The 15655-nt window shown below is 46.6% G+C and carries 12 protein-coding genes and 1 tRNA gene; 4 read left to right on the plus strand and 9 right to left on the minus strand.

Translation table 11 applies throughout. From position 1 onward, the window contains the following. Positions 1 to 16: 16 nt before the first annotated feature. Complete coding sequence (locus N39L_RS23005; protein WP_006617658.1) at positions 17 to 2209, minus strand: lytic transglycosylase domain-containing protein; 2193 nt, start codon at positions 2207 to 2209, stop codon at positions 17 to 19. A 34-nt stretch (positions 2210 to 2243) separates the two neighbouring features. Beyond that, positions 2244 to 3314, minus strand: coding sequence for a class I SAM-dependent methyltransferase (locus N39L_RS23010; protein ID WP_014276490.1), 1071 nt, complete (start codon positions 3312 to 3314; stop codon positions 2244 to 2246). A gap of 160 nt (positions 3315 to 3474) precedes the next feature. On the opposite strand from N39L_RS23010, the gene N39L_RS23015 reads away from it, so the two are divergent. Continuing rightward, entirely contained in the window at positions 3475 to 4125 is a 651-nt protein-coding gene (locus tag N39L_RS23015) for a DUF1176 domain-containing protein (protein WP_006617660.1), read from the plus strand. Positions 4126 to 4200: 75 nt separating this feature from the next. Here the strand turns inward: N39L_RS23015 and fba are convergent, their stop codons facing one another. The 4 genes from fba to N39L_RS23035 all read right to left on the minus strand — a co-directional run bounded on the left by fba (position 4201) and on the right by N39L_RS23035 (position 8562). Next, positions 4201 to 5280: a class II fructose-bisphosphate aldolase gene (gene fba / locus N39L_RS23020; RefSeq protein WP_006617661.1), complete on the minus strand. Its 1080-nt coding sequence runs from the start codon at positions 5278 to 5280 to the stop codon at positions 4201 to 4203. A gap of 137 nt (positions 5281 to 5417) precedes the next feature. Beyond that, positions 5418 to 5489: transfer RNA gene (locus N39L_RS23025), tRNA-Lys, on the minus strand. A gap of 71 nt (positions 5490 to 5560) precedes the next feature. Then, complete coding sequence (locus N39L_RS23030; RefSeq protein ID WP_006617662.1) at positions 5561 to 6451, minus strand: aldose epimerase family protein; 891 nt, start codon at positions 6449 to 6451, stop codon at positions 5561 to 5563. A 101-nt stretch (positions 6452 to 6552) separates the two neighbouring features. Further along, positions 6553 to 8562, minus strand: a complete 2010-nt coding sequence (locus N39L_RS23035; RefSeq protein WP_006617663.1) for a CapA family protein — start codon at positions 8560 to 8562, stop codon at positions 6553 to 6555. A gap of 248 nt (positions 8563 to 8810) precedes the next feature. Here N39L_RS23035 and N39L_RS23040 point away from each other — a divergent pair, with 248 nt between their 5' ends. Further along, a complete protein-coding gene (locus N39L_RS23040) occupies positions 8811 to 9122 on the plus strand; it encodes a DUF6679 family protein (protein WP_006617664.1) in 312 nt (103 codons plus the stop codon). 9 nt (positions 9123 to 9131) lie between these two features. On the opposite strand, the gene N39L_RS23045 is transcribed toward N39L_RS23040, so the two are convergent. Next, positions 9132 to 10742 (minus strand): MBL fold metallo-hydrolase, encoded by a 1611-nt coding sequence (locus N39L_RS23045; protein WP_006617665.1) that lies wholly within the window; start codon positions 10740 to 10742, stop codon positions 9132 to 9134. A gap of 85 nt (positions 10743 to 10827) precedes the next feature. Here N39L_RS23045 and N39L_RS23050 point away from each other — a divergent pair, with 85 nt between their 5' ends. Further along, positions 10828 to 10950, plus strand: coding sequence for a hypothetical protein (locus N39L_RS23050; RefSeq protein WP_286131457.1), 123 nt, complete (start codon positions 10828 to 10830; stop codon positions 10948 to 10950). A gap of 1469 nt (positions 10951 to 12419) precedes the next feature. Here N39L_RS23050 and N39L_RS23055 read toward each other — a convergent pair. Next, positions 12420 to 13259, minus strand: a complete 840-nt coding sequence (locus N39L_RS23055) for a 2OG-Fe(II) oxygenase (protein ID WP_006616723.1) — start codon at positions 13257 to 13259, stop codon at positions 12420 to 12422. Positions 13260 to 13360: 101 nt separating this feature from the next. Then, positions 13361 to 14179, minus strand: coding sequence for a 2OG-Fe(II) oxygenase (locus N39L_RS23060; RefSeq protein ID WP_014276495.1), 819 nt, complete (start codon positions 14177 to 14179; stop codon positions 13361 to 13363). A 141-nt stretch (positions 14180 to 14320) separates the two neighbouring features. Here N39L_RS23060 and N39L_RS23065 point away from each other — a divergent pair, with 141 nt between their 5' ends. Beyond that, positions 14321 to 15652 (plus strand): DUF3370 domain-containing protein, encoded by a 1332-nt coding sequence (locus N39L_RS23065; RefSeq protein ID WP_006616725.1) that lies wholly within the window; start codon positions 14321 to 14323, stop codon positions 15650 to 15652. Positions 15653 to 15655: the final 3 nt, after the last annotated feature.

Consider the following 15655-nt stretch of genomic DNA (forward strand, 5'->3'; position numbering starts at 1 on the left):
TCAGCTAACCATAACTTTAGTCAAATCTGTCATTAAAGGTGCGGATATGTTCAGCCAACTTTTGAGAAATTTCTGGGTTATAAATCCTCAGATAATTCCAGTAATTTCCAAACACAGATTTCACATAACCATAGGTTTCAGGATAGGGAATTTTATCAATAAACTCATCAGGATCATTAAAACCAAACCGCCTTACCCAATTAGCTACAGCCCCCGGACCGGCATTATAACTCGCCACAGCTAACAGTGAATTATTGTTATATTCTCGGTGGGTAAAATCAAAGTAATAAGTCCCCAAATTAACATTATCTTCAACATCTTCTAAAGAATAGTTAGTCAGTTGAATTTTCTGGGCTACTTCCGCCCCGGTTTCGGGCATGACCTGCATTAATCCAGTCGCCCCTACCACTGACTTAATTGAAGGCATAAACCGCGACTCCTGGCGAATTAGGGCGGTAACCAAGACTGGATTTAGTTGGCGTTTATTTGACCAACTCACAATAGTTTCTAGGAAAGGAAAAGGATATAAAGACTCCCAATAACCAGGTTTTTGCTTCAAAGCCAGATATTCCTGATGTTCTTCGGGGTCATTCCGACGGCTAAGGCTGGAAATCATCCACAGTCCATCTAAGTTGTCACCTACGGCAATTCGCATTAAACCATCAGTATATTGTTGGGCGACAGAAGGCTGCTGACGATAATTACTAAATTCTACCTGCCACAAACTCCAGGCATCCTGACCGCGCCCTAAGCGATATAATTCTCTTACGGCCTCGGAACCGGCTAAGGGAATAGGTAACTGTTCCAAGTGTTCTACATGGGGAGACAGGGGGCGCACAGTGGTAAAATCTCCCACTGGCCAACCCAAAAACACGGCGGCGCGCCAAGCATAATAAGATTCGGGATATCTGGCTAACAGATATTCAAAGGCTTTGGTAGCATCTTTGGAATTCCCCTGCTGTCTCGCCCACCTTCCCAACATAAAGGTAGCTTGTGGCGCTAACTCACTATCGGGGTTTTTGTTAACTAACTGTCGCGCCCATTCTGAAGCAATATCAAGTCTTCCCGCCGTTGCACCCTGTTGGGCGAGAGTCCAACGCAATTGCGCGGCTGCTTCGGAATCACTATATTGACTCAGCAATAACTGACGACTCTGAGAGGCTGTTTCAGTAGATCCGAGTTTATCGAGGACATTGGCGCGGTCTAATACGGCTTCGGCGGCGTGATTAGGGAAATTCTCTACTACTTGATTAAGCAGGGGTAGGGCTTCTCTGGGCTCGACTAACCGCGCTAGTCTAATTCTTCCTAAGCCAGCGTCTTCGCCCCCAGGATCTGTTTGGGTGGGGAATGCGGCAATTAACTCTTGATAAGCCCGACGAGATTCGGGAATTTTGCCACCTAACCATAACCCCCTGGCGTGTCGATACATATTTCTGGGGGTTTTGGGGGCTTTGGAATAGGCGATCGCCCCTCGAGCATAATCCATCTTCTCCCAATAGCCAAAGCCAATATTTTCCCAATCCTCTGGGGTAAGTTGTTGTTGATAATTCTGGGTTAACTTGGCTAAATAAGTGCCATATTCGGGTAAATGAATACCATGTTGGGCAATTAATAGCAATAATGGGAATTGATCGGGATTCTCTCTCAGTAGGGTTCTGGCAATTTCTACGGTCTGTGGGTGGGCGGGAAATTCGGCGATCGCCCTATCCCAATATTCCCGATTAGTTTCCCCTAAAGCATATAAACCCATTACCACTACCGGATCTTCTGGGTGGCCATCTACCAAAGCCTTCCATGATAGTGAGGCTTTAGCCGTATCCCCAAGCTGTTGATAAGCCAAAGCCCGCATTTTCAGGATATGACCCGCTAAGACACGATAACTCCTCTCTAATCTATCTAATTGTTCTAAGGCTTCTTCTGGCTGTCCGGCTTCTAATAAATCCGCCGCCAGTAAGAATCTAGCGCGATCGCGATTTTCTGAGGTAGTTCTACTGGTGGCAATTTCTGTTAATTCCAGGCGGCGCGACTCTGGAGACAACACCGCTAAACTCATCACAGTTTCTGAAGGCTGGGAAACTTCCGGCATTTCCCCTGTCCGAGAAGACCACATTCTTTGTAATTGCATCATCGGGAAAAATATTCCCACGAACAATGCTGCCACAGCAGCCACAACATACAGCGAAACTTGGGTAACTTTTCCCTTTAACATAATTCCTGAATCGGTAAGTTGTTTTACTTAAAACTTAATTCACCCGACAGAGTATCCATCGCAATGATATGGGAGGGTTATTTATCGGAAAGACATCTCTACCCTGACTCCAATTTTCAAACCAACCCGTTGGGGGCCAGGATTCGGAGGGGAGGTGCGATCGCTCATACTCATACACCGACTCATCGGATAATATCTCTAATGGTAAACCGGCCATGATCGAATTGAACTCCGATCGCGTGATTAAATAAGACCATTGCACCTGGGAAAGTTCCCGCGCCCGGTTATCAGGTTCATAACCTGGATCTGTTAAAAATGTATTAAACAACAACAGCCCCCCCGGTTTAATAGCATTACACATTCTCCCTAACAGGATTCGCACGTCCTGGTTATTCCGAAAATGGGAAATCACCTCCGACACCAACACCAATTGATAGCTTTTCTGCGGTAATTGTAGAGATGGATTCAAAATATTACTTTGGATAACCCGCACCCGCAATTGGTTTTCCTGGGCTTCCTTAGCGATAATTTGGGCAAATTCTGGAGTTAATTCTACCGCATCTACAGGATGTCCCCGCCTCGCTAAAGCTAAAGTATTGCGACCTACCCCAGCCCCTACGTCAAGAATGGGGGCGCTAGAGGGCGGGTTAAACTCTTTTACCACATCCATCAGTTTAGCGTCAGCATGAGAGCCAAATAACGGTCCCTGGCGACTGGTTAGCCACCGTTGATACTTCTGTTCCACTGATAGAATTTCTGTCAATACGCTTAATTTTAAGCCGCTGGTCAGCCCTTGGGTGGGGTCTGGCGGTTCGTATTTAAAAATTATCCGAGAATGGGGTGATTGATTGTAGCCTTCTGCTAGTTTCCGCGCTACCAATTCCCGCAGGGCTGTCATTTCTTCCTGGGTGAATTGCTGTCCTAGGGATTTTAAAATTCGATCAAACTGGTCCATGTATTCGTCTATCATGGACGGGATACAGGGTAAACTCATTTGACCGCTGGCCGCTGTGAGTCGCTTTACCTTTAATAAAATGGCGTTTGATAAAATGTCGTTGTCCATATTTTGGCGATCGCTGAAGGATATCGGCTTGTTTGCTACCACCAGTAAAGTATCCTCAATATACAGAGTAAGTGCATTTCTGCTAATTTAACAAAAATCTGCCCATAATTTGGCTAGTTCCGGCTATCACATTCAAAATTCTCTGGTTTGTGCCTCCTGTTGATGTATACCCAGAGTACCTACTCACCTCTATATCAAAAATATGCGAAAATTAGCCCTATCTCTGGCGATCGCCTGCTTATTCTTCCACTATGGCAGCATTCTCTCCGCCCGCGCCAGAACTGATCTATTATCTCAGACTCCCTCCCCTCAACCTGATCAAGTTACTCCCCAACCCAGTGACGAAGAACTTGATCAAGGTGATCCTTTTTTTAGGGTTCCTGAGCCCATCATGCAGTATTTTTACAGCAATTCTCAGCAATTAAATATTTGTCCCGGTGGTAGTTCTTTCCCCTTTCAAGTCGGTTCCTTTGCTTATCCTTTGGGAACTCAGGGCTATTTGGTACAATTACTCTGCTTTCAGGCAGCTTATCAAAATAATTATAATTTCTTTGTTGATCGAGAAACTAATCAGGGCGTTAATGTTGGGCGCGTTAAATTACCTAAGTTTGAAATTAACTCTAGTGGTCAAAGGGTAGAAACTCAGATGGATGAGGTCGTCGGTTTAGTTGATTATGAGCCTGTTCAGGGTGTTTTAACTGTCTTTACCAAATATCGCGGTATAGGAGATTGTGGATCTTTTGCTAAATATCAATGGGATCAAGTCGATTTTAAGGCGATCGAATATCGAGAAAAGTCTGATTGTGATGGTAATTTTGTAGACCCAGAAAATTATCCACAAATTTACCCTTAAAAAATAAAACCCGGCGTAAAACCGGGTTCAATTAATTAGTTAAAAACCAACCTCTGAGTCAACAGAAACTTTTAACTACACAGCTACAGCTTTTTTAGAAGTTGCACTCAAAGCACCACTAGCATATTTAGCAGCGAACTCGTCGAGAGTTTGAACTTTAATCTTGTCAGCATTACCAGCAGTTCCGAACTGTTGATAGCGATCGGCGCAAACCTTCTGCATATACTTGATAGAAGGCTTCATGAAGTGGCGGGGGTCAAAGTTAGAAGGATCTTTAGCCGCAGCTTCACGAATAGCAGCAGTAATCGCCAAACGGTTGTCAGTATCAATGTTCACTTTCCGAACACCACTCTTGATACCTTTCTGGATTTCTTCAACCGGAACGCCGTAAGTTTCAGGAATTTGACCACCATACTGGTTGATCAAAGCAATCAGATCTTCGGGAACAGAAGAAGAACCGTGCATCACCAAGTGGGTATTTGGTAAACGGCTGTGGATTTCTTCAATGCGGCTGATCGCCAAAATTTCCCCAGTCGGTTTACGGGAGAACTTATAAGCACCGTGGCTAGTTCCAATGGCCACAGCCAAAGCATCAACCTGAGTACGTTCTACAAATTCAACCGCTTGATCTGGGTCGGTCAGCAACTGGTCGCGAGTCAGGACACCTTCCGCGCCGTGACCATCTTCCTTATCACCCATACCAGTTTCCAGAGAACCCAAGCAACCCAGTTCCCCTTCTACACTCACACCAATCGAGTGAGCTACATTAACCACCTCAGCAGTTACCCGCACATTGTACTCGAAATCAGAGGGGGTCTTGGCATCGGCTTCCAGAGACCCATCCATCATTACACTGGTAAAGCCATGACGCATTGCAGAGTAGCAAGTGGCGGGGGAATTTCCATGATCCTGGTGCATAGCCACAGGGATATGAGGATAGGTTTCCACCGCCGCCAGGATCAGGTGGCGCAGGAAGTTTTCACCAGCATAAGAGCGAGCACCACGAGATGCTTGCAGGATCACAGGGCTGTTGGTTTCATGGGCAGCTTGCATGATCGATTGGATCTGCTCCATGTTGTTAACGTTGTAGGCTGGGATGCCATAATCATTCTCAGCAGCATGATCCAGCAGCAACCGCATCGGTACTATCGCCATAAAGTCTCCTCCTAAGTCTTCTTAATCTCTAAGATGGTTTTGATTAAAACAATCTTAAAACAATTTTACGATTTATGGCTAATTGTATCAAGTTATGTTCACTAATTGCACATTTATCACTAAAAACAAAGTGAAAATGGGTCGCCCGGGACTCGAACCCGGAACTAATCGGTTAAAAGCCGAGTACTCTACCATTGAGTTAGCGACCCTAGTGAGTTATTTCTCTAATCTCACACAGTTTTCTATAGTAGCATAGCTAATTTTGGTTGTCAAACATTTTTTATAAAAAAGTTGCCATAAGGTAAACTACCATCTCAAAACTGGTTCCAGGCTTTAGGTGAGTTAGCAGTTGTCCGGTATTCATAGCGTTTCTGGGCGCACTCCAAGGTTCCAGACAAACATAATCCTTGCCCCTCACTGTCCAAAAGACTACACGGGAATAAGCTGCACTGTAGTTCAGACATAATCTTAAATTGCGACTTAAATCAGTCATGGTCGCTCCTAACCCGGTCAAAGGCCCAAAAATGCCATCGATTTCCTCGACATTAGGATCAAAGTAACCTCGAAAATCCTGGAGACTCTCAGTCGGTTGGTCCCAATACTGCATGGCTGGAATGTGAAAACGCAGTTGACTTTTATCTGGGACCCATAAATAAGGATGTAAACCGGTTGAAAAAGGCATGGACTCAGGGGGCATACTGTTCACTAACCCGGATAGATTAGTGTAACGCTGAAAAATCTCTAGCCCGTTTCCCTTGAGGGTATAGGTAAACTCTAATTCAAAGTCAAAGGGATATAGCGATCGCGTTTCATCATTGCTAGTCAACCCTACCGTAATTGAGGCGGCGTTAGTTTGGTCCTGTTTTCGCACCGTCCAGGGTAAATCACGAGCAAAGCCATGTTGTTTGAGCCCATATTCCCGGTTTTGGTAGGTATAACTATTATCGGGTAAATTCCCACAGATGGGGAACAGAATCGGAATACCACCCCGGACTGTCAAACTGGGGTCAGCAAACCTTTCCTCATCCATATATAGCAGTTCTTCACCTTTAACTGACCAGCGAGTAATTAACCCACCCCTTTCCGGTACTACCTCCAGAATAGACTCAGCCTTGTGGTCACATAGGGTATAGGTCTTATATTGTTTTTGGTTAAGTGCGATCGCAAACACAGTAATTTATTCTTCCTTAGGAATTTAGTGGAGTTTGTAGGGTGCCGTCACGCGGTGATAATTTGCATGAAACAGAACAAATGATAATTGGTGACGCACGCTTACATTGTTGAAAGTTTGACATCCTGACCAATACACCTCTGACACCCTATTTCAGGAAGACGAATAGCCTCACCACCATGAGCGTTCACAGAACCTTCAGCAGAAACCCTATTGTTGTTAGTCATAGACTGATCATCTTTAGGTTTGTGGTGAGACCCTGTTGATACATCAAAGGAAATTTCCGACTTAGAATTATTGTAACTGCCTTCTGAAGTTCTAGCTTCAGGTTGAGGGGGAGAAATAAAAGGTTCCGTAATAAAAGGAGTTTTGATAAAAGGCCGCAACTGCTCAGACGGACCAGAAGTTTCCTCCCATGTAGTTGTCGGCTCATCAGCAGTAACTGAGGATTCACTAGGAGCATCATCTAACATAGTAGTTGACCCTTCATTCTCCGACAACCCAGGCGACAAACTTTCCTGATGTACTTCAGGAGTAGTTATAGCATCACTCAAGGCTGGCTCAGTAGAACGAGCCTTCAGGATCACCTGGTAGGGCATCGGCTGCTCAAAAATCCGGGAAATCCGCTCAATATGGCGCAAAGTCGCCTTAGCGCTTTCCCCTTGCATTACACGAGCCTGATATCCTCGCACCTCAACCGGCAAAAACTCCACTTTCATTTTCCGATTTTGCTTTAGTGAAACCCTTAAAATAGCTGTATCGTAATCACTGCGACTGTTACCACCAAAAATGAAATTTCCCAGGGAATAAACAATTGGTCTACCCTTATATATCTCTGCACCCTGAAGAACCTGGGGATGATGTCCAATCACCACATCTGCTCCCTGGTCAATGGTATAGCGACCCAAATCAATTTGCCAATCTCCCGGATAATCAGAAAGTTCAACTCCCCAGTGATAATTAACAATCACCCAGTCTACCTGATCACGCACAGCCTGAATATCTGCCGCGATCCGTTCATGATCACGAGAGTTAGTTCCCGCCCGATTTTCCCCGGCTGCATTAAAATCAGCATCATAATAGCCGAAATAAGCGATCCGCTGTCCTCTTACCTCGATAATTTTCGGTCGTCGCGCTTCCATGATATCTCGTCCCGCTCCGATCGCATGAATACCGGCTTGCTGCAAGGTTTCCAGAGTTTCCACCAGTCCCGCTTCTTCGTAATCCATGATATGGTTATTGGCTAAATTGACCAGATCGATGCCACCTTCTGTTAATACCTTAACCGCTTCTGGATCAGCTTTAAAATTAAATTGTCGATTAGGTCGAGCCAGGGTCGCTCTAGTCAAAGGATTTTCTAAATTCACCATTGCTAGATCCGCATCCCGATATTCCTGTAGTTCTGAAAAAGCCCAGCTATAATTGTCACCAACTTTCTGAGCAAAGGAACCTGCCAGGTTAACATCTCCCCCAAACATTAATGTTACGGTTGGGTCCTCTGGATTTAACACAGCCTCATGTTGAATCACCGGGACAGTTTCCAAAGCCGCCCGCACCTGATTAGGTCTAGTCACCGGGGGAGATGTCATAACCACCTGATTCGACTGTCGCCACCCGCCTCCACGGGAAGAAGTCATGGCTCGAGCATCCCGACCAATTACCTCATAGTAACTAACCCAACATCCCAGAACTAAAGTAGCCGTTACTGAGGTCATGAGCAGCAAAGTCCGCAGGGTTTTAAAGTCCAGGCTGCTCCTGCTCCCCTTTCGTCTCTGGGAACGTTGACGGGCGGCGGGTGTGACAATGCGAACCGACTGGTTCCACAGGATATCTGGTTGACCCATGAAGCGACCGGCAATTCTCACCCCCAGCACCTGGGGAGAGTTCAGCTTCCAAAGGACATGACAAATATATTTAACAATTCTCTCGGCGATCGGTTCTTGTTGAAACTCTACCAGCACCTGTAAACACCCTTTGCGATCGGGGATAACTCGCGCCTGTATCCCCTGGGGTGCTAGGTAGCTATTAATCAGATAGCCGATCGCCCTGAAATCACCCGATCGCGCGAGGTCAAATACTGTGGGTTGGGATAGACTTTGTGCGTAAACCATAGTTGAGATATCTTTCCGGCTATATTAATAACTTCCTGCCTCCGCCTGGATCGGAGTGATACCGAAATTTGTGATCACACTGTATAATAATAAGCAATGACGCGCTATTAATAAAATTAACAGATGCGATTCAGTCAGATATCAGCTACAATAAGCCCCCATGGGTGACTTACAATCATCCAAATCAGACCAACGCCTTCATAGGGCGACTTGACCTAGCCAGCGAACTTCTCAGGATTAAGTTAAAAATGCTACATCGCAAGATCTATCAACTTTGTTGTGATGGCCGCGAAGTCTGCATCTTTTTGCGGGACCAACAAAGGTGGATCGAAAGAGCCCATATTCTTGATATCGAGGGAGATTTGGTCACGCTGCGCTACGAAACAGAAGAAGATGACGAAGTGTCTTCTTGGGAAGAAATCGTGCGCCTCGAGAGTATCGGATCTATTAGTCAAAAGTTGGCATCAGTTCCCCGTGGCTATTTCGAGCTACAGGTATCTGATGAATGTCCAGAAGCCGAGCAACTGCGTAACCCTTCCACCGACTCCGATCGCGAATAATCCCTGATGTTACTCGTCTCGGTGAGCTAAAGGCTCAAACACGGGACAGTAACCCTCTGGGGTGACTTTAAAGCCATATAAAGCCGAAACTGGGTTCCAACAACGCCCGCTTCGGTAATATTGGCAATTCCCACAACAGTCTAAGTCTGATGGCATAGTGCGATCGCTCTGACTGCTGAGAAATTCTCGCTGGGAAATTCCCCGCAAAACTAACTCTTCCCCCTGCCATCTAGCCTCCACAATTCCCGTATCTGCAAAGGTAGACCACCGTGGATCAACAGACAAAGTATTGGGTAGGGTAATATTTAACTCCGTAGCCGACTCCGTTAACTCCCCCTGATAATGGGTTTCTGGGAGGGTCGGTTGTATAAAAGTCTCCCCAATCGGTAATTGAACCTGTGCGCCTGCTGCTGGGTAATGCAATTGGTAGCGGTTCCGCAGTTCGTCTAAATTGGTTAAATCCGCTAGATAAATGGGGGAACCATGCACAAAAATCACGTGCTGGGGTCGCAGGTTATGAATCAGTTGGGTAGTTCCTGGGCCGTCGCAATGTTCCGCCAGAAAATAGCTTTCTAACAAAATTTCCCCAGAATTTACCAAGGCCGATATTTCTCTGGTGTGTCCGGGAGTTTCTGATAAAAATAACGTCCACAACCGAGGACGATAGCGCAAATACTGTTCAATATCCGTCCCGTCATCTACAATCACAATAGAGGGGCATTGCTCCAGTTCTGGCAACAATTCTGGGGAGAGGCGACGCACACGAGGCTTAATTCGCTCATCCCAAAATAGTGGCTGATGCTGGGCAAAGTTCTGTATATTAGCTGGGAAGTGCGGTAGCAGCTCTAAATATATATCGCACCCAGTTTGTACTTGACCATCAACCCAAATGTCAATATCCCTACCTGTGAAGTAGTGGTGGGAACGCAGTAGCATTAATAATTCCTGGCCTAACCCTAATGCTGGGGTGGGAATTATTACAGAATAACCAGAGGCGATCGCTCGATAAATCCTTTCCGCTAGTTGGTTTTCTAGTTGACGGCGGTGGGGATAGCGTGCAGTTCCATAGCTCCCTTCTAAAATTAGCACATCCGGCCTGAGTCCCCGCAGTTCCCCTAGGGGTAGACCCTCCACTAATCGAGAATTTGATAGGAAAAAATCCCCCGTATAAAATAGCTTATAGGTGCGATGGGGTGCATTATATTTCAGCAGCATACAAGTCGCACCCGGCAGGTGGCCGGCCGGAAATAGGGTGATGCTTAGTCCTTCCTTCAGTCGGACTTCTGTTCGCAGCGGTAGGGGTTGGCAAAATTGCGGAATTTGCCCTGATGACAATTGCTCTGGCCAGTTGAGGGGTAACAATTGGCTAGTAACATCACTGGCATAAATTGGTAAGTCTGGACAGCTTTCATGTAGTGCCAACAAACCCCTAACATGATCGGCATGAGCATGGGAGCAAATCACCAAGTCAGCTACACATCCTTCGGAAGATTTTAGCAGCGGCGAAATATCGCGCAAACCACAATCAAGCAAAACGTGATGGGGTCCCATGCGTAACAACAAACACACCCCATCATCTTCGTGTCCAACACTATAGGGAAAACACTCGAGATCAATCACGGTGATTTGAGATAATTGTCGGATGGGTGCTAAGACAATGTTAAGAAGTATCTCACATTTTAATCTTAAATTGTGACAACCTGCTATGTCGATTTTTGATTGTGGCCTGGGAAGGCGATCGCATTATCGGGCGCATTATCGGGCGCATTATCGGGCGGGTTGTCGGGTGGGTTGTCGGGTGGGTTCTGGGGCGGGTTTACTAAGCTAACCTCTGTGAACCGAACAGGCTACGGCGGAACCCGCCCCTACCATGGCGTGGTGCTGGTTGTCGGGTGGGTTCTGGGGCGGGTTTACTAAGCTAACCTCTGTGAACCGAACAGGCTACGGCGGAACCCGCCCCTACCATGGCGTGGTGCTGGTTATCGGGTGGGTTCTGGGGCGGGTTTACTAGGCTAACCTCTGTGAACCGAACAGGCTACGGCGGAACCCGCCCCTACCATGGCGTGGTGCTGGTTATCGGGTGGGTTCTGGGGCGGGTTTACTAGGCTAACCCCTGTGAACCGAACAGGCTACGGCGGAACCCGCCCCTACCATGGCTGCTGGTTATCGGGTGGGTTCTGGGGCGGGTTTACTAGGCTAACCTCTGTGAACCGAACAGGCTACGGCGGAACCCGCCCCTACCATGGCTGCTGGTTATCGGGTGGGTTCTGGGGCGGGTTTACTAGGCTAACCCCTGTGAACCGAACAGGCTACGGCGGAACCCGCCCCTACCATGGCTGCTGGTTATCGGGTGGGTTCTGGGGCGGGTTTACTAGGCTAACCTCTGTGAACCGAACAGGCTACGGCGGAACCCGCCCCTACCATGGCTGCTGGTTATCGGGTGGGTTCTGGGGCGGGTTTACTAGGCTAACCTCTGTGAACCGAACAGGCTACGGCGGAACCCGCCCCTACCATGGCGTGGTGTGGGTTATCGGGTGGGTTCTGGGGCGGGTTTACTAGGCTAACCTCTGTGAACCGAACAGGCTACGGCGGAACCCGCCCCTACCATGGCTGCTGGTTATCGGGTGGGTTCTGGGGCGGGTTTACTAGGCTAACCTCTGTGAACCGAACAGGCTACGGCGGAACCCGCCCCTACCATGGCTGCTGGTTATCGGGTGGGTTCTGGGGCGGGTTTACTAGGCTAACCTCTGTGAACCGAACAGGCTACGGCGGAACCCGCCCCTACCATGGCTGCTGGTTATCGGGTGGGTTCTGGGGCGGGTTTACTAGGCTAACCTCTGTGAACCGAACAGGCTACGGCGGAACCCGCCCCTACCATGGCGTGGTGTGGGTTATCGGGTGGGTTCTGGGGCGGGTTTACTAGGCTAACCTCTGTGAACCGAACAGGCTACGGCGGAACCCGCCCCTACCATGGCTGCTGGTTATCGGGTGGGTTCTGGGGCGGGTTTACTAAGCTAACCTCTGTGAACCGAACAGGCTACGGCGGAACCCGCCCCTACCATAACTTTCTCTCAGGCGATCGCATCGTGAATTTTGCTTTTGTAACGAAATGTTAAGAAATGTTGCAAAAAATTTTTTTTGGGGTGGGTGGGTTGCTTTTGGCTTTGACTTCTGGTATTATTTTAGATAATGGGAATCTTGACAATTTTATTTTTTTAACAAATTTCTTATTATGAAAAAGTATGTCAATATTTTACATTAGTTTCCGTGGCTTGTCAACCCCCCTATAGGGTTATTTTAACGGTGAATCCAGCCATTAATAGTAAATCGGCTATCCTCGAACCTCCCAGAAGGACAGAAAACCGGGAGAACTTCGTGTTTCATGCGACTATCAAAAAAGATGATGCTGTTATGGCGAGGTTCCACCGTAACAAACTGTTCACCAATGGTATAACTATCACCGTTGATGTAGGTAGGATAAATCCTTAAATCCCCCCCATAGAAGGGTTTTGGCTGTTCATAGAAATAGTAGACGTATGTTAAAACTCGATTGGCAATTTTTTCGCCATCCATGTCTTGATGGATATAATAATAATCTCCATGGTTATGGGCTGTCATTTGCATTTCCACCCAGGAAACCAAAAAAGTCGGTAAGTTGAGTTGAGCTAAGATTTTGGGTCTAATTTGCAGAATTTTATGTCTGATTTGGTTGTAGTATTCATCAAAGTTTTGCACCAGTAAAACTGAAGATTTGCGGGTGTTTTCTTCCTTGTTGGCGACTCCAGACGGGAAAAACTTATCATGATTTTGGAAGGCTATCTTAAAGGTTTCTGCTTGTTCTTCGGGTGATAAAAAGTTGTCAATCTGGATAAAGTTAGCTTCTAATAGCTTGGGGGTGTCTGTGGCGGGACTCTCAGCAACTGCGGGATAATCATTAGGATTTGCGGGGCGGTTTAATTGATGATAGACACCGGAGAGATCCAAAACTTTTAAAGCTATTTCGACTCTTGCGGATAGAGATAGTTCGGAATTATTTAGGGCATTTTGGACTAAATCCAGGGAATCAGACAATAAATTTTCTAGGGCTGTTTCCGAGGCGATCGCCTTATTTTTGATAGGGAAAATATCGTGATTCACAACTTATTTAATCCTCCGACTTACTGGGAATTAATGAACTGCTAATTAATCTGGAATTACTCAACTATTTTATACACAAACTTAACCAGGTTTTTGATGTGTTAGTCTTCCGCCCGTCGCAGCCAGCCATTTAGGGTAAAACGACCATCTTTAAAGTTCGGGGAATCGCAACTAACTGGCATTACCTCGTGTTTGCAACGGCTATCAAAAAACACGATACTATTATTAATGGGTTCAATAGTCTTAAAGGTCTCTTTGTTGTAGGCGACACCATTCCGTAACTCGGTTTCATAAAGTCGCAGTTGTCCGCCGGTAAAGGCTTTGGGTTGGTCATAAAAATAATAGACATAAGTGATGGTGCGAGTTTTCGTTTTGGCACTACTAGAGTCATTATGAATCTTATAATATCCACCATTATGGTGGGCGGTTAGCTGCATTTCCACTTCTGTGACGGTAAAAGGGGGATGTTTCAACTGAGATAATACCTGCGGTAAAGTTTCTAAAATGCGATGTTTCATAAATTGATAGTATTCGGGGAACTTGGTAGCATATAAAATCGATGATTCTCGATAGTTAACCGCCCCGGTTGTAGTTGTGGATGCCACAAATTGGTCAGCGGAAGCGATCGCTATTTCTAAAGCCTGTTTATTTTCCGAGGGAGACAAGAAATTTTCCATCTGAACATAACCACCCAAAACTAGGGGAGAGTTGGGGAGATTCACATTAACAGATGGTAAAGTTTGACGGACATTAACCCCCGTCGCTTCCAGAATTTTTAAAGCGATCGCCGCCCGGTCTAAAGGGGAAACTTCCCGGTCTTGTAACAGAGACTCTAACACATCAATAGACCGATCCACTAATCCTTGTAGTCGTAAAGGTGTAACATTTAAAGATTTCCGATTTAAGCGATCGCCATTCATAATCCTACCATAGTCCTACCATAGCGCGAATATTAGCAGCCCTAGACTTACCGAAAAAAGTATCCTACCATGCACAAAACATTTTACAATCAGTATAATCCATAAGTTAACAGTCCCAATTATCCAGATTATCACCACTCTATGCTACCACTAGCGATCGCCCCCCTAATCCTCTCAGTCACCCCCCCGCCGCCAGTAGTCATCACCCGACCCCAAGAAGTGCGTCCCCTTCCCGGTCAACTAGATAATATTCCAGTTTTCAATAGCAATAGCCCGGAAGTTGTACCAGTCGAAGGTATCTTACTATCAACCTTTCCCCCCCAAGGTAAAACCCAAACCAATGCCCATCTTAACTTTCCCTTTGACGGTAGGTTCGACATTTTTGCCCATCATATCGCCAGACCCACCAACCCCGAAGACTTACGCACCCTATATCTAGGCTTATTAGCTTACAACCCCACCAGCGAACCGGTCACCCTAGAGATATTACAAGCCGCCAGCTATCTCAGCCAACCAGACGCACCCTTTATCCCCTTACCTCCCGTATTAGACAACAATGATGGGACAGTATTTGCAGGTCCAGGAAGTCGAGTTATGGGAGAGATTTTGCGAGGAAGGCAACAGTCATCACCACCCGACCAAGTAATCATTCCACCACAGCAGTTTCAGATGGTCTTTAAAGCCCCTATTCCGGTAAAAACATTAGAACCGCCTCTCAATGGGCGATCGCTTCTTATGCGCCTCCAGAGTAGCGGTACAGTGCATATAGCTAGTCTAGCTCAATTTGCCATTCAAAACCCCGACGGTAGCGAATCTAGCCCCGCCCTAGAATCATGGGTAGAATTATTACACAATGGTTCTCTAGTCACCCCCCGCGACCTAGCGCCCACACCCCCGAATAGTCCAGAGAGAATCATTTATGGTCGAGTTGCTGGAGTCGCCCTAGGTTCAGTCTGGAAAGCCGAGATAACCAACCTGACCATTCCCGAACCCGGTCAAGCCATTTCCTATATTTTCAGTTCCCTACCTGGGGGTAAATTAGGAACCAACCAAAACCAAAGCGCCCCCATGGTAGTTCGTTATGAGGATACCGCCTATCAAGCCCATGGCAACTATGGCATTCAATATAGCCTAACCCTAGACTTATCTAATCCCACCAATACCCCTAAAACTGTAGTCCTCACCATGGAAACCCCCCTAAAAAGTAATGAACTAACAGACGGGGGAGTGCAATTTTTCGAGGAACCTCCCAGCCGGGTATTTTTCCGAGGAACGGTGCGTTTCCGCTATACTGATGATTCGGGAACTACAGTTAGCCGATACTTTCACCTAGTCCAAAACCGAGGACAACAGGGGGAACCTTTGATTGAATTAGACATTCAACCCCGAACACGGCGACAGGTGGAATTTGACTTTCTGTATCCCCCAGACGCGAGTCCGCCCCAAGTGTTAACTATTAAGACATTAGATTAATCA

The sequence above is a fragment of the Limnospira platensis NIES-39 genome (assembly GCF_026000695.1).
Classification (GTDB): domain Bacteria; phylum Cyanobacteriota; class Cyanobacteriia; order Cyanobacteriales; family Microcoleaceae; genus Limnospira; species Limnospira platensis.